The organism is Endozoicomonas euniceicola, assembly GCF_025562755.1.
In the GTDB taxonomy this organism is placed as follows: Bacteria; Pseudomonadota; Gammaproteobacteria; order Pseudomonadales; family Endozoicomonadaceae; genus Endozoicomonas_A; species Endozoicomonas_A euniceicola.
Window position 1 is genome coordinate 3,579,573 of record NZ_CP103300.1, and the last position, 21,374, is coordinate 3,600,946.

Annotated in this window: 20 protein-coding genes; 8 read left to right on the forward strand and 12 right to left on the reverse strand. The window is 49.0% G+C overall.

Annotation, left to right across the window (positions count from 1 at the left end; all coding sequences use genetic code 11):
- The first annotated feature begins 68 nt into the window (after positions 1–68).
- The 6 genes from NX720_RS14560 to NX720_RS14585 all read left to right on the forward strand — a co-directional run bounded on the left by NX720_RS14560 (position 69) and on the right by NX720_RS14585 (position 4,431).
- Positions 69–734 (forward strand): riboflavin synthase, encoded by a 666-nt coding sequence (locus NX720_RS14560; RefSeq protein ID WP_262595532.1) that lies wholly within the window; start codon positions 69–71, stop codon positions 732–734.
- Positions 735–835: 101 nt separating this feature from the next.
- Entirely contained in the window at positions 836–1,945 is a 1,110-nt protein-coding gene (gene ribBA, locus NX720_RS14565; RefSeq protein ID WP_262595533.1) for a bifunctional 3,4-dihydroxy-2-butanone-4-phosphate synthase/GTP cyclohydrolase II, read from the forward strand.
- Between the two features lie 31 nt (positions 1,946–1,976).
- Positions 1,977–2,450, forward strand: a complete 474-nt coding sequence (gene ribH, locus NX720_RS14570) for a 6,7-dimethyl-8-ribityllumazine synthase (protein ID WP_262595534.1) — start codon at positions 1,977–1,979, stop codon at positions 2,448–2,450.
- A 10-nt stretch (positions 2,451–2,460) separates the two neighbouring features.
- Positions 2,461–2,943: a transcription antitermination factor NusB gene (nusB, locus tag NX720_RS14575; RefSeq protein ID WP_262601584.1), complete on the forward strand. Its 483-nt coding sequence runs from the start codon at positions 2,461–2,463 to the stop codon at positions 2,941–2,943.
- Positions 2,944–2,959: 16 nt separating this feature from the next.
- Positions 2,960–3,928 (forward strand): thiamine-phosphate kinase, encoded by a 969-nt coding sequence (gene thiL, locus NX720_RS14580; RefSeq protein WP_262595535.1) that lies wholly within the window; start codon positions 2,960–2,962, stop codon positions 3,926–3,928.
- Between the two features lie 29 nt (positions 3,929–3,957).
- Positions 3,958–4,431, forward strand: coding sequence for a phosphatidylglycerophosphatase A family protein (locus NX720_RS14585; protein WP_262595536.1), 474 nt, complete (start codon positions 3,958–3,960; stop codon positions 4,429–4,431).
- Positions 4,432–4,439: 8 nt separating this feature from the next.
- Here the strand turns inward: NX720_RS14585 and NX720_RS14590 are convergent, their stop codons facing one another.
- Positions 4,440–8,300, reverse strand: coding sequence for a hypothetical protein (locus tag NX720_RS14590; protein WP_262595537.1), 3,861 nt, complete (start codon positions 8,298–8,300; stop codon positions 4,440–4,442).
- Positions 8,301–8,534: 234 nt separating this feature from the next.
- Here NX720_RS14590 and ribA point away from each other — a divergent pair, with 234 nt between their 5' ends.
- A complete protein-coding gene (gene ribA, locus NX720_RS14595; protein ID WP_262595538.1) occupies positions 8,535–9,128 on the forward strand; it encodes a GTP cyclohydrolase II in 594 nt (197 codons plus the stop codon).
- 89 nt (positions 9,129–9,217) lie between these two features.
- Here ribA and NX720_RS14600 read toward each other — a convergent pair whose 3' ends face one another.
- The 8 genes from NX720_RS14600 to NX720_RS27170 all read right to left on the reverse strand — a co-directional run bounded on the left by NX720_RS14600 (position 9,218) and on the right by NX720_RS27170 (position 16,750).
- Positions 9,218–9,886, reverse strand: coding sequence for an ankyrin repeat domain-containing protein (locus tag NX720_RS14600; protein WP_262595539.1), 669 nt, complete (start codon positions 9,884–9,886; stop codon positions 9,218–9,220).
- A gap of 107 nt (positions 9,887–9,993) precedes the next feature.
- Positions 9,994–11,049, reverse strand: a complete 1,056-nt coding sequence (locus NX720_RS14605) for an aldose epimerase family protein (protein WP_262595540.1) — start codon at positions 11,047–11,049, stop codon at positions 9,994–9,996.
- Positions 11,050–11,267: 218 nt separating this feature from the next.
- A complete protein-coding gene (galK, locus tag NX720_RS14610) occupies positions 11,268–12,416 on the reverse strand; it encodes a galactokinase (RefSeq protein WP_262595541.1) in 1,149 nt (382 codons plus the stop codon).
- Positions 12,417–12,443: 27 nt separating this feature from the next.
- Positions 12,444–13,478 (reverse strand): UDP-glucose--hexose-1-phosphate uridylyltransferase, encoded by a 1,035-nt coding sequence (locus NX720_RS14615; RefSeq protein ID WP_262601585.1) that lies wholly within the window; start codon positions 13,476–13,478, stop codon positions 12,444–12,446.
- Between the two features lie 55 nt (positions 13,479–13,533).
- Positions 13,534–14,550 carry a UDP-glucose 4-epimerase GalE gene (galE, locus tag NX720_RS14620; protein ID WP_262595542.1) on the reverse strand — a complete coding sequence of 339 codons (1,017 nt, stop codon included), beginning with the start codon at positions 14,548–14,550 and terminating at the stop codon, positions 13,534–13,536.
- A gap of 170 nt (positions 14,551–14,720) precedes the next feature.
- Positions 14,721–15,971 carry an RNA-guided endonuclease InsQ/TnpB family protein gene (locus NX720_RS14625; RefSeq protein ID WP_404830996.1) on the reverse strand — a complete coding sequence of 417 codons (1,251 nt, stop codon included), beginning with the start codon at positions 15,969–15,971 and terminating at the stop codon, positions 14,721–14,723.
- Positions 15,859–16,332, reverse strand: coding sequence for a recombinase family protein (locus tag NX720_RS27165; protein ID WP_404831095.1), 474 nt, complete (start codon positions 16,330–16,332; stop codon positions 15,859–15,861). The genes NX720_RS14625 and NX720_RS27165 overlap by 113 nt, the downstream gene beginning before the upstream one ends.
- A 295-nt stretch (positions 16,333–16,627) precedes the next feature.
- Positions 16,628–16,750, reverse strand: coding sequence for a transposase (locus tag NX720_RS27170; protein WP_404831096.1), 123 nt, complete (start codon positions 16,748–16,750; stop codon positions 16,628–16,630).
- Positions 16,751–16,999: 249 nt separating this feature from the next.
- Between NX720_RS27170 and NX720_RS14630 the strand changes: the two genes are divergently transcribed.
- On the forward strand, positions 17,000–17,758 hold the full coding sequence (locus tag NX720_RS14630) for a hypothetical protein (RefSeq protein ID WP_262595544.1): 759 nt from the start codon (positions 17,000–17,002) through the stop codon (positions 17,756–17,758).
- Positions 17,759–17,778: 20 nt separating this feature from the next.
- Here NX720_RS14630 and NX720_RS14635 read toward each other — a convergent pair whose 3' ends face one another.
- From NX720_RS14635 to ispA, 3 genes are all read right to left on the reverse strand, one after another.
- Positions 17,779–18,024, reverse strand: a complete 246-nt coding sequence (locus tag NX720_RS14635; protein WP_262595545.1) for a transposase — start codon at positions 18,022–18,024, stop codon at positions 17,779–17,781.
- A gap of 219 nt (positions 18,025–18,243) precedes the next feature.
- Positions 18,244–20,172 carry a 1-deoxy-D-xylulose-5-phosphate synthase gene (gene dxs / locus NX720_RS14640; protein ID WP_262595546.1) on the reverse strand — a complete coding sequence of 643 codons (1,929 nt, stop codon included), beginning with the start codon at positions 20,170–20,172 and terminating at the stop codon, positions 18,244–18,246.
- Between the two features lie 302 nt (positions 20,173–20,474).
- Positions 20,475–21,374, reverse strand: a complete 900-nt coding sequence (gene ispA / locus NX720_RS14645; protein WP_262595547.1) for a (2E,6E)-farnesyl diphosphate synthase — start codon at positions 21,372–21,374, stop codon at positions 20,475–20,477.

The window sequence follows — 21,374 nt, forward strand, 5'->3', positions numbered from 1 at the left end:
CTGTTAGCTAAAAGCCAAGAGCCAACAGCCAATAGCCAACAGCTAAAAAGTGAGTTAAGGAGAAAGTCATGTTTACCGGAATTATTGAAGCCGTTGGACGTTTACTGTCGGCGGAAAAGCGTCGGGGTGACCTGCGAGTGACCGTCGACTCGGGTCAGCTGGACCTGTCTGACGTACAACTGGGTGACAGTATCGCTACCAACGGCGTGTGTCTGACGGTTGTGGAACAGACTGGTTCTGGTTATGTGGCCGATGTGTCACTGGAAACCCTGGAACACACCACGTTGGATACACTGCCTGCTGGCAGTCCCCTGAACCTGGAAAAAGCACTGACACCCACCACAAGGCTGGGGGGGCACCTGGTCAGTGGGCATGTGGATGGCGTTGGACGCGTGGTTTCTGTAGAATCCGCTGCCCGATCCAGTGTGTACTGGCTGGAAGCGCCGAAAACACTGGCTCGTTATATTGCGCACAAAGGCTCAATAACAATAGACGGTGTCAGCCTGACGGTTAATAAAGTAGACGGCTGTCGCTTTGCCCTGAATATTGTGCCTCATACGCAGCAGGAAACCATTATCACTCATTACCGACCCGGAACCCGAGTGAACCTGGAAGTTGATTTGCTGGCGCGTTATCTGGAACGTCTGTTGGACCCATCGCTGAAAGACGAACGGGCTGAACCGGCTTCCAACCTGACAACCGGTTTTCTGGCTGAACACGGATTTATGCGTTAACACTTCGTGGCTGACTTCTGTTAATGCTCGTAAACCGTTAGAATGGGCGCGTTTTTGCAAGCCGGACAATCCTTCTGGCTGAATCTTTTTCCGGGGGTGTTATGCAGCTGAATTCCATCGAAGAAATTATCGAAGACATCCGTCTTGGTAAGCCCGTCATCCTGATGGATGACGAAGACCGTGAGAATGAAGGCGACCTGATTATCGCTGCAGAAAAAATCACTCCTGAGATTGTCAACTTTATGACCCGTGAGGCGCGTGGATTACTGTGTCTGACGCTGACTGGCGAACGCTGCGACTTTCTGGGGCTGCCACCGATGGTCAGCTCAGATGAAAATCAGTCCGGTTACGGAACGCCGTTTACGGTCTCTATTGAGGCGGCCGAGGGCGTAACCACTGGTATTTCTGCCCACGACCGGGCGCGTACCATTCGTACGGCAGTGGATTCCCTGTCCCGTCCGGACGATATTGTTCAGCCAGGGCATGTCTTTCCACTGCGCGCTCGTCCCGGGGGCGTGTTAAGCCGTGCCGGTCATACTGAGGCGGGTTGCGATCTGGCGCGTCTGGCGGGTATAACACCAGCGGCAGCGATCATTGAGATTATGAACGAAGATGGCTCCATGTCCCGTCGTCCGGATCTGGAGCTGTTTGCTGAAAAGCACGACCTGAAGATTGGAACCATCGCGGACCTGATCCATTACCGGATCATGAACGAAAAGACCGTAGAACAGGTTGAGAAACGCAAGCTGGATACCGACTTCGGTCAGTTTGATATGACGGTCTATAAAGACACCATCAGCGGAAATACCCACCTGGCGCTGAGCAAGGGCTATATTACTCCCGATACGCCGGTTATGGTTCGTGTGCACGCCATGGAAACCTTCCGTGACCTGCTGTCTGCTCAATCCGGTGAAGGTACCAGCAGCTGGTCCCTGCACAAGGCGATGGCTAAAGTCGCTCAGGAGTCCCAGGGCGTCATTGTTCTGCTGGATAACGAACATAAGCTGGACCTGGGGACTGCTCTTAACCGCTTCAGTGAAGGGCGCACAGGAATTGGTATGTCGGGTGCTTACCGAACCATTGGCACTGGTTCCCAGATTCTACGTGAGCTGGGTGTTGGCAAGATGCGTCTGTTGAGTTCTCCGGTGAAGTTTGGTGCATTGTCCGGTTTTGATCTGGAAATTGTCGAATATATTCCCTGTGAAGGTTAAGTCTTTCACAGGATTGTTGAGAGGAAGATAAATGTCTTTAAAAACCATTGAAGGCACTCTGGAACCCAATGGCGGCAAATACGCCATTGTGGTTGGCCGCTGGAACGCTTTTGTAGTAGAAAGCCTGCTCAGTGGTGCGGTGGACAGCCTGACCCGTCACGGTATTCCGGAAGAGGATATTACGGTTGTGCGTTGTCCGGGTGCTGTTGAAATCCCACTGGCCGTTAAGAAAGTGGCTAAATCCGGCCAGTACGACGCCATCGTTGCCCTGGGCGCTGTTATCCGTGGTGGCACGCCACACTTTGAGTTTGTTGCCAACGAATGCGTGAAAGGTCTGTCCCATGTCAACCTGGAATACGAAATTCCGGTGAGCTTTGGCGTATTGACGGTTGATACTATTGAGCAGGCCATTGAGCGCTCTGGTACCAAGGCTGGTAACAAAGGTGAAGAGGCTGCCATGGCCGCTTTTGAAATGGTGTCTCTGCTGAAAAAGCTGGAGGTCTGAATTGACTTCTCTGAATCAGGAAGCCGGGCGCAAAGGCGCTCAACGAGAGAGTAAACCAAAGCCTTCCGAACGCCGTCGCGCCCGCCAGCTGGCGCTGCAGGCTTTGTACCAGTGGCAGATGTCCAAATCGTCCCTGACTGATATTGAAATGCAGTTCCGGGCAGACAATGATTTCAGCAAGGTGGACGACGGTTACTTCCACTCCCTGTTGCACGGTATCCCCCGTGAAATGAGCACGCTGGACGAAACGATGAACCCGCTGCTGGATCGCCCCATCAGTCAGCTGGATCCGGTGGAAGTGGCTGCTCTGCGTATCGGCTGCTATGAGCTGATGAATCGCTCCGACGTCCCTTACCGTGTTGTGATCAATGAAGCCATTGAGCTGGTGAAGCGCTTTGGTGCTCAGGATTCTCACCGCTACATCAACGGCATTCTGGATAAGCTGGCTCCCCGCGTAAGAGCGGACGAAGTTCGCAGTTATCGCAAGCGCTAGAAGTTGAGGTTCCGGAATGTCTCTTGGAGAGTTTGATTTAATCCGACATTTCTTTGATCGTCCGGAGCTGCGATCTTCCCGGCCCGATGTGCTTGGCATTGGTGACGACTGCGCCCTGCTGTCAGTGCCTCAGGGTATGCAGTTGGCACAATCTCTGGACACGCTGGTGTCTGGTGTCCACTTTCCTGAACGCTGTGATCCTTTTCTGCTTGGCTACCGCGCACTGGCAACGAATATCAGCGACATTGCCGCTATGGGAGCCGAGCCACACAGTTTTACCCTGGGTCTGACACTGCCTGAATCCGACACCGACTGGTTACAGGCATTTTCTGACGGGCTGGTGGCACTGGCGCAACCTTCGGGGCTGGCACTGATTGGTGGCGATACCACCAGAGGCCCGCTCACTATTTCCATTCAGGTTCAGGGGCTGGTTCCTTCCGGTCAGGCACTGCGGCGCAATGGCGCTGGGACGGGTGACTTAATATACGTCAGTGGAAGTCTTGGAGATGCTGCGGGAGCCTTACCGGCGGTACTGGAAGGGCTGTATCCACAGAGCTGTGACGAGGAATCTGTGCAATACCTGCTGCAACGTTACTATCAACCGTCACCAAGGGTGAAGCTTGGGCAATGGCTGGCGGCAAACGGTGCCACGTCGGCGCTGGATATTTCTGACGGTTTGCTGGGCGATCTGGGGCATACCCTGAAAGCCAGTCAGGTTGGGGCAGAGCTGAATCTTGAACAACTGCCGCTGTCGCCGCAGTTGTTAAACGTTGCCGGAAAGCAAAAAGCGCAGAGCTATGCGCTGAGTGGTGGCGATGACTACGAACTCTGTTTTACCTGGCCTGCCCACAAAACGCTGGAATTACCCGAAGTGATTCGGGCAGAATGTTCTGTCACCTGTATTGGTTATATTACGGATGCCGAAGGCATCTGTGATAAAGCAACAGGACAACCTTTGTCCTCTGCCGCTTACCGGCATTTCTAAACATCTAATAGATATTCAATTGATAAGCTATGAGCCGATCTCCTTCCGTCTGGTCTAACCCTGTTCATTTTCTGGCTTTCGGGCTTGGCAGTGGTCTGGCTCCTAAAGCACCGGGTACCTTTGGCACACTGGCGGCGGTGCCTTTTTACCTGCTGTTGCAGTATTTGCCCGTGTGGAACTACCTGCTGGTGCTGGTCGTCAGTATGGTACTGGGTATCTGGATTTGTGACCGTACTTCCAAAGACCTGGGTGTACATGACCATCCGGGGATTGTCTGGGATGAATTTGTGGGGTACTGGATTACCATGATGGCCGCGCCCGCTGGCTGGCTGTGGGTGATAACGGGTTTCGTTCTGTTCCGCTTTTTCGACATCATCAAGCCCTGGCCTATTCGTGTGCTGGATAAAAAGGTAAAAGGTGGCTTTGGCATTATGATTGATGATGTGATTGCCGGGCTGTTTGCGCTGGGCTGTATGCGGGTTCTGGCGGCGGTCTGGGGCTAGATCAGCGTTCAATTATCCTGTTGTCCAAGCTCTCTGATCCGCTGACCTTTAAAGTAACTGGTCATCATAACCCTACTGGTTCCAGAGAACATTGTCAGGTACGTAGCGGTTTCAGGTACCTCCTTTAAGCCAACCAGGTCATGCAAAAGCTCATGAGGCTGGCCAATGTGAAAACTCTGGTAGAAATCTGGGGCGTTAATGACGACATACTGATGGTGATCGGCTGGTAAAGATGGGTTAAAAGGCAGGTGGATAACTTTGTCAGTCCCTGCCTTGTTATCCCATATAAAGTTCGCAGGCCATCCGTTGACAATAAGTTGTCCGATGGGAAAAAAGAAAAATCCTTCAGAAGAGGTAATAAGAAGAGGAAGATAGCGGACATGGTGACCTTCCAGGTCAGAATAGTGAACTGGAAGTCCGTCTTTAAGATATTTGAAGGCGATTTGTTCTACGGCAGAATTTGTTTCATGCAATCCATTATAATTTTGCTTATAGCACTGCTCTAATAAACCTGGTGAGGGGATATAACCGCAAATGGAAAAAACAGTTAAAGATTCTTCCAGGCTGTTTTGCCTGTTTTGAAGTATGCTTTCTGTTGTGTAGGTCTTGAGGATGGTTTCTATACGGGACACAGGAACTTCATCAAGCCGCGTCAGAGACTTAAAAGCAAAAAATAATGATTTGTTTGGTTTGTTATTTAAGTCCTGTACACGCCCAGAAATTTCCCTGATAGAGCTCGTTAGCTTTATATTGCCGTTATTATCCTCTGTCACGAGTTGGTACTGGGGGATTTTAAAATCCGGGAATTTGCTCAGCAAATCAAAGAATGCATTTCCCCTGATCAGATTCTCGGATATTTTGACACAGAGTTCTGCTGCCTTGTCACCCAGCGAATAGCATGGTATTTCCGTTTTAGACTCTGTGACATAAGGTATCAGGGCTTTATGTGGCGGTACGATATCTCCTTTGTATAATACGTTGTAGCGAATACGGCCATCGCTCAGAAGCAACCTTGTGGCGAGGGTTTCATAGCTAAAGAAAGACCCCAGTAAATCCATCGGCCTTACTTTTTGCCAGGTAAGCGACGGGTTTAAAAGCTCCCTTTCAGTTTCTACCTGAAGCTTCAGACTTAAATCCAGATTTCGTATTGTATCTTGTGACAACGGTGATCGCTCAATGAGCCTGAGATCACGTTTATCATTCAGAACGGGTAAGATAAGGGGTTCGCTTTCAAGTTTATTTATCCCGGCTACAGGCCAGGCTGCAACCGTTAACCAGTATGGCTTGTTTTCGTGATCAGACATTTTCGTATAACTGACCAGTAAAGCCTCTGAGGATGGCTTGTTATGCCATTGGTCAATTAATAGTTTTGATACTCTTTTATGGCAGGGTAAGCCGCTTAGTTTTTCTGGCTTACCACATAGAGCCATATGCCACTGAAATGTGGTGAAAATATCGAGACCGGATTTGCCTAAGGATTGATTTATTAAAGCACCAGTCAATTCAATAATTTCTTTTTTTTCTTCAAGGGTGAGCTGCTCGAAAGTATTGATTTTTTTCAGCGGAATGAAGTGGAGTGCCTTGTCTGCTTTTTTGTAATCTTTGTTGCGATAAGTCTTTACGTTGGTTTTAAACAGGCCGGGATCAAATAGTTCCCCCTTGCGGTGAATAACAGGTTTCAGGATGGCAGGCATGTGATCAAATAGCTTTTCTGTGAGTTCTGATAGCACAGGGTCTGACAGTTCTTGCTTAATTTTCTCTTTTTGTACCATCAGGGCTTTAATAAATTCCAGTTCTTTTGCAAGTATATTATCAACTTTTTCATAGTTGTTTTTTTTGTTTAACTGCTTTTCTTGCTGAGTATTATCAGAAGATGTTGGTTGTTTTTTTTCGACTGGTTTATCTTTTTGCAGATAGCTCGTGATAGCGTAAAACAGCTGAGTGCCTATTGCAGAAAATACAGTAATTACAGCAGGCACTAAATAATACTTAAAATGTGGCCATGAGTTTGCCGGGTAAGCTTTATCGGTAGGTGTGGCTGAATTATTTTTTTTTGCTTTTTTACGGGCTCGTTTGGCTAATTTAGCTTCTTTTTGTTTCGCAGATTTTTCAGCGCTGCCTGGCTCGTTAGAATTACTCTGATTATTTGGACCTTCTTCTTCAGATGTTTTTTTTTCGGAAGAATCAGTAGGTGGCCTGGGTTGTTTAAAGTGGTCCTGCTCCTGGCAAAGCTGCCCGGAAACTGCGGAAGGGATAGTAACAGGATGTTCGTTAAAGCTGGCAGTTAGTCGAGATAGCGCAGCCTGAACGTCATTCACTAATCTCACATGATCCGGTTCTGTCGCTTCATAATCTGAATTTGATGGAAGGGGTGGGGAGGATTGATGCGTTGCAGGGAGTAGCGCCTGCGTCTGCAGGGGAGAGAGTTGCATAGAGGAAGGCTGGTAAGCCGCGTCAAATCCTGACGATGACCTTTGAGTGGTAGATGTTGCTAATTGAGTGATACGAGGCCAGGGCAGTTGTGCAAAAAGATCGAGTACTACGTAATGCGTGATCATAGAACCATTATGTATGAATACCCATAGTGTATTTTCAGTGTTATTCATAATCCCGCTGGCATGTACGGCGTTTGCGTATAGTTGGTAAATGTACTCCGGACTAAACACCAGGTCTGTCAGTGAGTAAAGCCTGCCCTGAAAAATCACCAGGTATCCCTGGTTAAGGTAATTCTGAATCACTTCAGCAGCGAGGACGTAGGTGTTCCGCAAATTCAGAATGCTGTCAGCAGTAACTGTCAGTTGGCCATAATTATTGTGCGGGCTATGGAAAACGGCAGGCATGGCCAGATTTAACCAGGCAACCTGGCTGTGGTCGTTTAACGTCAAAACCCTTACGTGGTCGGGGGTAGCTAGCGGTCGATTTGAACCTTCGTTGATCACACCCAGCAGTTGCTGGGGGTCAGCAACTGCATTGGAAAAATAAGCAGCCCTGTCATAGATGACTACATAACCGGTATTGAGCAGACCTTCAATAAACTGTCGGGCAACAGGGTTTGTGATCTCTCCTGTGTATCCATGATAAAGATACTGGCCGCCCTCTGTTGAAGAATTAGTATCTGAGTTGTCGTTTCGTGGTGCATAAGCATGAACAAATTGACCTGCGTTATGGTTTCCGGGCGTGTCGACTAATACAAAAGGAGTAAGCTGGCCTGAGTTAACAGTGGCAACTCTGAGGGCTGAGTTGTTATTGGGGTGATGTTGAAGGTCGTTTATAAGTGCATTTTGAATTTGCTGTGCTGTTACAGGCACTTCGGTAGACGATGTGTAATAAAAACGCCTGTCTATAACAACTTGTGACGGCCTTTGTAATAACTGATCAATCTGTTGACGAAGGCCTTCGTGCCTGATAAACCCGGTATTGCCCTGAGCCAGTAATGAAATGTTGTACAGCGTGCCCTGAAGGTGATCTGGTGCATGAAAGCTTATGAGTTGTAGCTGTTCGCCGTCAGACTGATAACTCAGAACAACTCCTTCAGGTAGCGGTGGAGTGGGCAGTGCCCCCATAGCCGCTTCAGATAACTCTTGTTGTCCAGGGTAAATGCGGTTCCCATGAATAGCAAAGTAACCTTTATCAAGAAACTGTTGGATGAATTTACGGTGTACATCATCAAGTTCGCCCGTGCTTAAGTCGCCTGTTTTCCATTCGGCAGTAATGCCGGATACTGGCAACAGGCAAAGCAAGAGAACACTTATAAGCGCTGGTTTACAAATTAATTCCAGTTTCATTCGTCCCCTGTACACTTGAGGATATATTTTGTTAGTACGACATCTTATCGATAGAGTGATACCGCCTTGAAAAATAGAGAACACTCCGGTAATCGTCAATCTGGTCGGCAGGCATTATGTAATGAGGGCAATTCTTACCTTCTTCTTGCGAAAAGCCTTACCTTCCGGCATTTGTCACTATTTTCATGTTTGTGGTGAGCTGCGCTTATGCTAAAAAACCGGCTCATGGCCGTTTGTCAGCTGATCCCCTATGGTTACTCGCCTGTATTGCCAAGGACTGGTACAATCTGCCCGCACGACTGTTTTAAGGAGTAGTGAGTGTCTGTAAGGTTTGTCGCAGAGTCTCGCCTGCCCACCCCTTTTGGTGAATTCATCATGCATGGATTTGAGGAGAGTGGCACTGGCAAGGAGCATCTGGCTCTCACCATGGGTGATGTGAGCCAGGACGGTCCCGTTCTTGCGCGGGTTCATTCGGAGTGTCTGACGGGTGATGCCCTGTTCAGTATGCGTTGTGATTGTGGCCCTCAGCTGGAGGCTGCCATGCGCAAGATTGCTGAGAAAGGTCGTGGCGTTATTCTGTATCTGCGCCAGGAGGGGCGTGGTATCGGCCTGATGAACAAGGTTCGGGCTTATCATCTTCAGGATGAAGGGCGTGATACCGTAGAGGCCAACGAAGAGTTAGGCTTTGCGGCGGATATGCGCAAGTACGACATGTGCAAAACCATGCTGGATCATCTGGGTGTCAGCCAGTTGATTCTGATGACCAATAATCCCCGCAAAGTGGATGCCCTGACGAAACAGGGTATTGAGGTGGTGGAGCGCCAGCAGCACCAGACCGGTCAGAACCCTCATAATGAAAAGTATTTAACCACCAAGGTGTGGAAGCTGGGGCATCTGCTGGAAACTGCCTGAGTTCTCTATAGCGATGCCATGGCAGCGGCTTGTATTGATGGCACTCTGGAGTTTGGGTTGTGCTGACCTGCTTCCGGGGTGCCCTTGGCTTAGGGTTCGCAATGCGCTTGTGTTTTTCCTATGTATAACGAGGGTGGCACTACAGTATTTGTTGTCAATGGCTCCAGTTCGCAGACAATCCGGTTATATTTATTAGCATGTTCTTTCATGGATTTATCATTACTCTTCTCATATCGGTCACGATAATATTCTGCCAGCGTGTAGGCATTCCAGCCTTGAGCTCCTGTGAAATTAGGATTGGCACCCTGTTTTAAAAGAAAACTTACCACGTCAGGCAGTCCCTTGTAGGAAGCGTACATAAGAGCGGTCCAGGCTGAAGAGGGTTCTTTTGTTTCTTGTGGTGGCGTGCATTTGGGACTGCCTGCAAATGGTAGGTATTCCATCCACTCGCAAACGCCATGAATTAACGATGCTAGATTACCCAGGCTTTGAAGAACGCTGGAATAGGTTCTGGGAACCGCAATGTTTTCTTCCTGGTAATTAATGTCAGCCCCTTGGGAAAGCAACTGCTTAATGTGCTCAATTATGGTCTCTTCCGTTGGGACATGATAACCGGCTTTTTCGGAAAAACTGATTTTTTCCTTAATACGAGTGATCAATTGTTCGTTTATCTGATCATCAGCCAGCGTTGTAGAGCACCACAGGGGAATCGTTACGGCTAAAACGGGCATCATTTTTTTGAATATTCTATAAAACATTTTTCTTCCCTTATTTCTTAGAGTTAGTCTTTGGACTGTGTATTAAGGGAAGAGTTCCTGATATTCATCATAATTAAAGGCACTGGGTATACAGTGCCTTGTCTTGCTTAATTATTTACTAGACCAAAAGTAAATACGGTTGTGTGATCGTATACCTCGCCGGGCTTCAGTTCGGTTGAAGGAAAGTCGGCCTGGTTGGGGGAATCCGGTAAATGCTGAGTTTCCAGACAGAAGCCATCCTGTCTGTTATAACGACGTCCTGCTTTTCCGGGCAGATCCTCCAGAAAGTTGCCTGTATAAAACTGCACGCCAGGCTGAGTCGTTTTTACGGTCATTCTTCGGCCTGTTTCCGGCTCGGTGACTGCAGCGCATTCTTTTAGCAGAGAATCCCCCTCATTGATTACCCAGCTATGATCGTATCCACGAGCTTGTAGCAACTGCTGGTCATCGGCATTGATGTCTTGCCCGATTCGCTTTGGCTCTGTGAAATCCATGGGTGTCCCTGCCACAGACTGCCTGTTGCCGAAAGGTATGGCCGACGCATTGGTTGGCACGAAGGTATCCGCCAATAACTGCACCTCATGTTCAAGACAGTTGCCTGAACCTTTGAGGTTAAAGTAAGCGTGATTTGTCAGGTTAACGACAGTTGTCTTGTCGGTAACAGCGTGATAGTTGACCGTCAGCTCATTCTGGCTGTTCAGGCAGTAGCTTACCTGTATATCAAGGTTGCCCGGATAGCCTTCCTCACCGTCGGGCGATTGATAGCGCAGAGTCAGTCGGGCTTCGGAGTCGCTCTGTTCGGTATTGGCTGACCAGATACGCCGATTGTACCCCTGGTTGCCACCGTGCAAATGGTTGGGCCCATTATTACAGGCCAGCTGATAATGCTTGCCGTCGATGACTAACTGGCCTTCCCTGATGCGGTTAGCGTAACGACCGCACAGGGCACCCAGGTAAGCCGACTGGTTTTCGTAGTCAGCCACGTTATCGCAGCCCAGCACAATATCAGCAAAATGGCCGTTTTTGTCCGCTGTTCTCAGGCTCTGGATAATGCCGCCCAGGTTCAGGATGGATACTTCAGTACCCTGAGCGTTTGTCAGGGTGTAACGGGTGACGGTCTCTCCCTGTGAGGTTTGACCGAAGGGTTCTTGCTTGATTGTCATTGTCATAGCCAGCAAAAAAGTAAACAGAAAAAAACGCCGGTCAGAACCGGCGTTAATTGTGGAAAGTTATCAGTTGACCTTAGGGGCGCAGCATTCAATAACTTACCGGGCTGTTGGCTTTTGGCTATTAGCTGCTCATACAGCCAACCGCCAAAAGCCAAAAGCCAACAGCCAACAGCCAACAGCCAACAGCGGTATATTATGTTCTGCTGCTTCCCTTACAGTGCCGAGGCACCCTGACTGGCTTTGCACACATAGATATCAGCCGCCAGTCCGGTTCTGGTTTCATACTGGCTGGCAATGGCCTCTTTGATCGCTTCCACCTTGTTCTCAGGAGTAAGCGCAACGACACAGCCACCAAAACCACCGCCCGTCATACGAACGCCGCCTTCTGCACCAATAACGTCCTTGACGATATCAACAATGGTGTCAATTTCCGGTACGGTAATTTCAAAGTCATCACGTATGGAGATGTGAGACGCCGCCATTAACTCACCCATACGCTTCAGGTTGCCCTGGGGCATCACTTCAGCGGCTTCCAGAGTTCGTACGTCTTCTGTTACCACATGGCGAGCCCGGCGATAAGCCACTTCATCAAGCTCATCTTTACGGGCTTCCAGCATCTCAACGGTGATATCCCTTAATGCCTTCACCTCAAAGTGTTTAGCCACTGCCTCACATTGCTGACGACGAGTGTTGTATTCTGAATCAACCAGCCCACGCTTTTTGTTGGAATTGATAATCACTACCGTAGCGCCTTGTGGAATGGCAATGGAGCGGGTATCCAGACTGCGGCAGTCCAGCAGCATGGCATGGCCTTCCTCGCCACGGGCTGACACCATCTGATCCATAATGCCGCAGTTAACGCCAACGTATTTGTTTTCTGCTTCCTGACCGATTAAAGCCAGGTCTTTCAGGCTGATATCATGATCAGACATGCGGGTCAGTGCCAGGCCGGTGCAGACCTCCAGGCAGGCTGAAGAGGACAGTCCTGCCCCCTGTGGTACGTTGCCGATGATGGCCATATTGGCACCTTTCAGTGCCAGTCCGCGTTCCAGCAGAGCGGTTGCCACACCTCTTACATAGTTGCTCCAGGTTGCGTTTTCGCTGGGCTCAATAGGCAGAGCCAGTTCAAACTCAGTGACTTGTCCATCAAATGCCGCCGCTGTTACCACCAGCTTATGATCATCTCTTGGGGTCGCTGCAATGATCGCCTGGTAGTCGATGGCGCAGGGCAATACAAAACCGTCGTTGTAGTCGGTATGTTCGCCAATCAGGTTAACCCGGCCGGGTGCCTGAAAGAATAACCCAGGTTGTTCTCCAAAGGTTTTTTCAAACAGGGCAATCAGTTGTTGTTTCATTTCCATGGCTTTTGTTTCTTTCAAGTATTTCGATCAGGCGTTCAGATAGTGTGTTTCAGATAAATTGCGCAGTCGTTCAGCGGCCTGTTCTGCCGTCAGGTCGCGTTGGGTTTCTGCCAGCATTTCAAAGCCCACCATAAACTTGCGCACAGTGGCTGAGCGCAGCAGTGGCGGATAGAAATGCGCGTGCAGTTGCCAGTGCTCCCGGTTATCGTCGTCTGTAGGCGCGCCATGCCAACCCATGGAGTATGGGAAGGAAGTCTGGAACAGGTTGTCGTATTTTGTCGTCAGGCGCTTGAGAATATCTGCCAGTGTCGTACGTTCACTGTCTTTCAAATCCGGCATTCTCAGAATATGACGCTTAGGCAGTAACAGGGTTTCAAAAGGCCAGGCTGCCCAGTATGGGACAACGGCAATCCAGTCATCATTTTCCACCACTGTCCGTTCACCGGACTCTGATTCCTGACGGGCGTATTCAACCAGCATATTGTTGCGCTTGTCGGTCAGCCATTGCCTCTGGTTGTCGTCTTCCTTGCGGGCTTCATTGGGCAGAAAACTGCTGGTCCATACCTGTCCATGGGGGTGTGGATTGGAGCAGCCCATTACCGCTCCCTTGTTCTCGAACAGTTGCACCCATGGGTATTGGCTGCCCAGCTCTGTCACCTGTTCAGACCAGACATCCACCACCTGACGAATGTCTTCGACACTTAACTGCGGCAGGGTTTTGCTATGATCCGGAGAAAAACAGATCACTCTTGCCTCACCCCGGGCTCCGGATGATCTGAACAGATCAGAGTCACCGGCAGCGTCTGGCGTATCGGTCAGCAGGGCCGGAAAATCATTGGCAAACACATAAGGCCGGGTGTAGTCCGGGTTGCTGTCACCGGTAATTCGCTCATTGCCCGGACAGAGGTAGCAGCTCGGGTCGTGGGTTGGACGATTGTCAGTGGCGGTCTTTTCTACCTGCCCCTGCCATGGTCGTTTAGCACGATGAGGGGAAACCAGAATCCAGTCACCGGTCAAAGGGTTGTAACGGCGATGTGGATGATCCACCGGATTAAATTCCATAGAACTCACTCTTTACTTCATTTATTCGCTGTAGCCTTCTATGCGCTGTAGCTTTCTATGCGCTGTAGCCTTCCGGGTTTGCGGTTTGCCATTTCCAGGTATCGGCGGTCATTTCGGCAATGGTCCGGGAGGCCTTCCAGCCCAGTTTCTCGTTGGCATAGGATGGGTCTGCGTAACATTTCGCTATATCGCCAGGTCGGCGTGCAACGATTTCGTAAGGGATGCTGTGACCACAGGCCACTTCAAAAGCACTGAGCATTTCCAGAACGCTGCTGCCGTTTCCGGTTCCCAGGTTGTAGGTATGAACGCCGGTATCGTGCCAGTGGGTTTTGAGTGCGGCCATGTGTCCTTCGGCCAGGTCTACGACGTGGATATAGTCACGGATGCCAGTGCCGTCTTCGGTAGGATAGTCACCGCCGAATACACACAGTTTTTCCCGCTTACCAACGGCGACCTGGGCAATAAAGGGCATCAGGTTGTTGGGAATGCCGTTAGGGTCTTCACCAATGATGCCGCTGTCATGAGCGCCGACCGGGTTAAAGTAGCGCAGCAGGCTGAAGTTCCAGCGCTCATCCGAAGCAGACAAATCCTTCAGCATCTCCTCTATAACCAGCTTGGTGCGGCCGTAAGGGTTTGTGGGTGTGCCGGTAGGAAAGTCTTCGCGGACAGGAACGGTTTCAGGATCTCCATACACGGTGGCTGATGAGCTGAACACAAGATGACGTACATCGAATTCATCCATGACTTCCAAAAGGCAGCGCGTACCATTGACGTTGTTGTCATAATATTGCAGTGGAATTTTTGTGGATTCACCTACTGCCTTCAAGCCTGCAAAGTGAATGACGGCCTCAATAGAAAAGTCTGCGAAAACCTTTCTCAGTCCTGCAATATCCCGAACATCAACATTTCTGAAAACAATTTCCCGACCAGCAAGATGCGACACGCGCTTCAGAGATTCTTCATTGGCGTTGCATAAATTATCAACGACAACAATATCATAACCAGCCTTTAGCAGCTCAAGGCATGTATGGCTACCAATATAACCGGCTCCACCTGTGACCAGAATACTCATCTCAGCATTGTCCGTACTTGTTTAATATTGTGAATATCGTAGCGGAGGAGGGGGTTCGGACATTTGACCTATATCAATATTGAAAATGTTTTCAAAATTTTCAAAGGCTCAGTCTTTGGCTACTGAGCTCTTGATTAAAACCGCAACGAACGCAACATTCGTTGTTATGATTAAGGCTCAAGCTGCCTTGTTAGATTTTTAAGAAGGACGTTTCTCGCACCGTTGATGTCTCTGTCAACGGTGAAACCATTGCCTTTTATAACTTTTGATGAACCAAGCCGATCATCAATACTGCCATCCCATGAGCGGGTCTTTGACGTGTACGCTTCATTGCAATCCACAACGTGCTTTCCGTACTTTCTGGCGTACCACTTCAAACGCACCTTAAACCCGTAATGATTGAGATCTAGCATCTGGCGGCAGGTATTCCGGCGTATGGTACGCACCTTTTTGTCTTTTCGCGTGACCATACCCCTCGTCTCGAAAGACGGCAGAAAGATAACGTCATAATTGGATACAAGCTCGAACGCCAGTCGGTTATGCAAGTCCAGAATAATGTCATCTTTCTTGCACTTGAGGCGGTTAATCTCTTTGTCAAAGTTGACAATACGATCCTGCGCCCACTGAGGCATGTCAGGAAACTTTATGCCTTTTTGGGTGTTCAGAATCTTTTGTTTTTGCCCAATGAGATTGTCAACTCGTTTCATAAGCGGGAACAACTTTTTTTTGGCAAAGTCATTTCCTGCAATTAAAGCCTCTTTATCGCTGAAACAGGTAGCAAAAGTTCGCACTCCGGGGTCTATCCCAACACACCTCACTGCGCCTTGGATATCGGCATTGAGTTCTATGTGTTGTTGAACCTGAATGAACCAGCGCCCTTTGTCACAGGTAATAACGCATGATTTACCAATGGCTTCGGCAGGCACTTCTTCCGTTAGATGGATTCTGCCCAACGCATTAACGCAAGGGTTCAATCCCTTTGGCAGTCTATCAATAGAGAATGAGTGCCTGCTTCCTTTACGGCTCTTAAAACTTATTTCTGAGAAACCTCCACTTGCCCCTTTGAGTTTTTTGTTTTTACTGCAAACAGACTTGAATGTTGTCGCTGCCGCTAGTGTTCCATTATCTGAAATAATAGAGTTATAAGCCCGTCCATTGTCTTTTTGCTCCTTCTCCACCTGAGCCTTTATCGACGGGCGCATATTAGTAAATTTACCATTTTCGTCCTTGTATTTGTCATTGCGGAACCGCTCTACAGCCAGGTTGTAAGAACGCCTGTAAAGAGCAAGTGCATCCCTGTAGGCCGGTTCATTCTCCGGGTAAATTCTGATCCTTTTTGATGCTACGATCTTTGCGCCTTTTAGCGGAACGCTGTCCGTAGTGGCTGTTGCAGAACGAGGTAATGAAACCGATAAGCTCATGGATATCAAAGGCTTCACCGGAACCATTCGAGTCATCCAAAACTTCGATTTGTCCTCCTGATAATTCAACGAGCCACTTGATAAGTTCGAATCCTGATCGTGCGAGCCTGTCTTTTGTGGTAACCACAATGTGGGTTGGATGGTCGCACATCGCTGATTCCAGAATGGTTTGCAGTCCTTTTCGTTTAAAGTTGAAAGCACTGGCAATGTCACTGATAAATTCTGCGTCAGGATGCCTTTCGAGCAAGCGTCGCCTTTGCGTAGCAATGGAAGATTTTTGCTTCCCTGAGCTAACCCTTGCATAGCATATCTTCCTCTGCTGGTTGATGAATATGCGGTAGTGACCCCCGCTCGTTTGCATTATTTTCTCGTAATGACCGCTTTCGATCTTTCGCCTTATTGTCTGGGTTGTTACGCCCTCAATCTTGGCAAGTTTGGTTGTGGATACCCACAAAATAAACGCCTCTGGCTATCTATGTTGTTGTCAGTATAACAAGTTATGTTGCGATTGTTGCATTTTTATTTAACTGTCCTGATCTCTGGCATTGCTTTGAGGTGATTCCGGGTCTTTTTTTTCGCCTCGTCAGTAAAATCTGTTGGCAGTTTCTGGTTCAGATAGCTTACCAAACGCATGATATAAGGCGGCTTCTACACACCTATAGGTATCTATAGGTTCGGAATCCATACGATTTTCTCGTAGTGAGTTTTATCCTGGTATTCAGATCCTCAACAATTCCGCTGGAAAACGCCTTTTTTGCCCTGAACCAGTTCAGAATAATCGGCTTATGTCATCGAATAGTTTTGGCTACCTTCTTCATCGGATCTATCTTTGATCGCATGACTCTTGTGCATTAACGATCCAGATATTTGTCTGCAAATAAAAACGTACCAGAAATTAGCCGCTGGTGCTTCTTTCTTCAAATTTGTTAACTTTTACCCACAATTATTCCTGAAGAGCCAAAATTATTAATTGATAGAAATATTATTTGCGCTAACCTTAGTCGAACTTTGAATAAAGAGGTTAAGAAATGCACAACTTTCCAAACTGTATATCTTTAATATTTATAGCAATAACTAATTTTATTGTTTCTTTATCTCACGCAAGTATAGAAGGGAAGCATGAGCTTTTTCTTTTAGACAAAGATGGGCGTGAAGTGCGGTCATTGAAAATTTATTTTACAGAAGCACCAGCTATTCCAGAGATAGTCATTCAAATTGACAAATCCCAAAAAATTACTCTAACACCTCGTGATTCGAGCTTCTTAATTCTGAATATGGTTAATGGAGCACTTGCTAAACATCGAATGCATCCTAGATTTAGACCTGCGCAACAAGATGCTCTTGGACAATTTTCATTTTTGGCTTCACTACATAACCAAGTGAGCGAACCTGGAATGTATCCTGCTTTTCCCATTTCATCAAATGACCCTATATTTGGTGGGAGTTTCGGCTTAGTGAATGGTGCATCTGGATTTCAAATGACTTTGAATGACGAAAGAGATATCCCTTCTCAGAACGGCCGCTTTGTCAAAATTCAATTTAACAACAAACAGTGTGGTGGTAATGGGAATAGCAATGTGAATATTAATTTCTTTTTGCGCCCCAGGGATGAAGTTATGGATAATGCTATACGCTCTTCATTTGTTATATGCGGTATTATTATCAATGTTGATGACAGATCGAAAATTGTACATTATTATGATAATGTCAATTTTAAATACCGACATCGTGATTCTAATAATGAACCTGATTCAGGAGGAGCGTCTGGTTCAACAAGAGTTTTTTAGAGCTTAAAATTTATTCCTCGTCAGTAAAGCCTTTGGGCAGTTTCTGATTCAGGTAGCTTACCGAGTACATGATATAGGGCGATTTCCGCACATTCATAAGTTCTGAATCCATACGATTTTCTCGTAGTGAGTTTTATCTTGGTATTCAGACCCTCAACAATTCCGCTGGAAAATGTCTTTTTTGCCCTGAACCAGTTCAGGGTAAGGCGACTTATGTCGTTTGACAGTTTGGCCACCTTCTTCATTGGATCTATCTTTGATCGCATGACTCTTGTGCACTAACGATCCAGATATTTGTCTGCAAACAAAAACGTACCAGAAATTAGCCGCTGGTGCTTCTTTCTTCAAATTTGTTCATTTCTACCCACAGTTATCCCTGAAGAGCCAAAAATACAGGTATGGCAACAGGGTAGTGTTTTAACGCACCGGCTTTCGCCGGTGGTAATAGGTTGGTAGTTGTTGAGTGTAACGAGGGTTGTCGTTTATTAAGATCGGGCGACCTGTGCCAGCGCGACCGTCTGGCGAACATCCCTGCTCAGACGATCATTAATTGAATTGACGATACCCTGGGGGTCAAGGCCGCACTCTTCCAGCTGTTGCCCATGGCTGGCTGCCTCAATATAACGATCGGGTATGCCCAGGTTCAGTACCGGTACATTCATTGCCTGTTCATTCAGGTATTCATTAACCCCGGAGCCCGCCCCGCCACTGATACAGCCTTCTTCGATGGTGACTAGCAGTTCATGGTTTTTTACCAGTTCATCAATCAGGCCGGTGTCCATAGGCTTGATAAAGCGCATATTGGCGACGGTGGCACCTAACTGTTCAGCCGCTTTAAGTGCGTTGGTCAGAACCGTGCCAAAGGCGAGAATGGCAACGCGTTTGCCCTGGCGGCGAATTTCACCCTTGCCGATCTCCATGGGTTCCAGCGCTTCACTGATGACTGCCCCCGGCCCGGTACCACGAGGGTAACGAACCGATGCCGGACCGTTATACTGATGACCGGTGGTGAGCATCCGGCGGGTTTCATCTTCGTCGCCGGGAGCCATGATCATCATATTGGGGATGCAACGCAGGTAGGCAATGTCGTAGCAACCACCGTGGGTTGGGCCGTCTTCGCCCACCATGCCGGCACGGTCAATGGCAAACAGTACATCCAGATTCTGAACCGCAACATCGTGTACCAGCTGGTCATAACCCCGTTGCAGGAAGGTGGAGTATATGGCGACCACCGGCTTCATGCCTTCACAGGCCATGCCTGCTGCCAGTGTGACAGCGTGCTGTTCAGCAATGGCGACATCAAAGTAACGATCCGGGTAGTGTTCGGCAAAGCGAAGCAGGTCCGAGCCTTCGCACATGGCAGGCGTAATGCCAATCAGTTTGTCATCCTGTCCCGCCATATCAAACAGCCATTGTCCGAATACATTGGCGTACTTTGGCTTTTTCGGGACAACAGGTTTCGGAGAGTGGGCTTCCTGTTTCCGGGGTTCCAGCTTGGTAATGGCGTGGTAGCCAATAGGGTCCTGCTCTGCCGGAGTAAAGCCTTTGCCCTTGCGTGTGACCACGTGCAGGAATTGCGGGCCTTCCAGGTCTCGCAGGTTTTCCAGTGTGTGCAGCAGCATGGGCAGGTCGTGACCATCGATCGGGCCAAAATAGTTAAAGCCCATTTCCTCGAACAGAGTGCCGGGAATGATCATTCCCTTGACGTGTTCTTCGGTACGGCGTGCTAACTCCCAGGCACGGGGGATGGCGTTCAGTACCTTTTTGCTGCCTTCACGAATATGGTGATAGGTCTTGCTGGACAGAACCCTGGTCAGGTAATTGGATAAACCACCCACACTGCGTGAGATAGACATATCGTTGTCGTTCAGTATCACCAGCACATTGGCTTTCTCGTCGGCGGCATGGTTCATGGCTTCATAGACCATGCCCGCTGTCATCGAACCGTCACCAATAACCGCTACAGTACGACGTTGATCCCCCTTGAGTTTGGCGGCAATCGCCATGCCCAGGGCGGCACTGATAGAGGTACTGGAATGTCCGACACCAAAGGTATCGAACGGGCTCTCACTGCGCTTGGGAAAGGCGGCCAGACCGTCTTTCTGGCGCAGAGTGTCCATGCGCTCTTTGCGACCAGTGAGGATTTTGTGGGGATACGTCTGATGACCTACATCCCAGACCAGACGGTCTTCCGGCGTGTTGAACAGGTAGTGCAGAGCCACGGTCAGCTCCACAACACCGAGGCCTGCACCAAAGTGCCCTCCGGTCTGGCCAACGGAGTAGAGCAGGAACTCACGTAGTTCCCGGCTCAGCGCAGGCAGATCGGACACATTGAGAGCACGAAGTTGCTCGGGCGTATTAATGTTGTCCAGTAAAGGCGTTTCAGGCCTGGTCTTGGGTATTTCGTGAAACATGTTGTCGCTTGCGATTCGGGCTTCTTCGGGCTTCTTCGGCCTGGGGGCGGCTGCCAGTGGAACATCAGACAGTTGTCCTGATTTCGCTCTGGCCCGGATACCCCATCTGTATTTCCACCATACGCCTGTCGGTATGGTTAGGGGAAGAGCTGGTATGAATAAACTTCCCGCTCAGGATATTGAAAAAATCGGTTGAACCCGACTTTATAGCTCATGACTGCCCATTGTACCTGAACCTTTATCGATAAGGCACTCTCAGATCAGGGGCGGAAATTGCCTAGCCCATTAAAACATCAACAGTCTTAATGAGAACGACGGATAATGTACTGCGCTAACTGACGCAGCGCAGAGGCTCGTTCGTCGAAGTCTTTGATGGCCTCAATGGCACTGTCGCACAATGACTGTGCATAGGCTTTGGCTTCTTCCAGCCCCATCAGGGAAACATAAGTCGGCTTGTCCAGCGCCAGGTCCGCACCCTGTTGCTTGCCCAGGGTTTTGGTATCAGCGACAACATCCAGAATGTCGTCCTGTACCTGAAAGGCCAGACCAATGGCTTTGGCGTAGTGATCCAGTTGTTCCAGCTGGTCCACGGGCGTAAAACGATGACTTAGTGCCCCCATCTGCACGCTGGCACGAATCAGGGCACCGGTCTTATGGTTGTGCATGTGCTGTAGCTGATCGGCAGTGAGGGGTTTGCCAACCGAGTGCAGGTCTTTCGACTGTCCTCCCGCCATACCCCCATGCCCTGAGGCTTCTGCCAGGCAGCGTACTTGTTTAAGCCGGTATTCGGCTGAGTAATCCCCTTCCGGTAACAGAAGCGGGTTGCACAGGGTTTCAAACGCCAGGGTCTGCAAGGCGTCTCCGGCAAGAATAGCGGTGGCCTCGTCAAAGGCTTTATGACAGGTGGGTTTGCCACGACGCAGGTCATCGTCGTCCATGGCGGGCAGGTCGTCGTGAACCAGTGAATAAGCATGAATCAGTTCAACGGCACAGGCTGCTGCATCGGCACAAGGGTGGTCGCCTCCCACTGCCCGGTTAGCAGCGTAAGCCAGTACCGGGCGAATTCGCTTGCCGCCATTGAAGACTGAGTAAGCCATGGCTTCAACCAGTTGCAGGCTGATATCACTGCTGGCAGGAATGACCTGTCGTAATTTGTCATCGACCCGCTGCTGGCAGCTGGTCATATAATCCTTAAGTGTCAT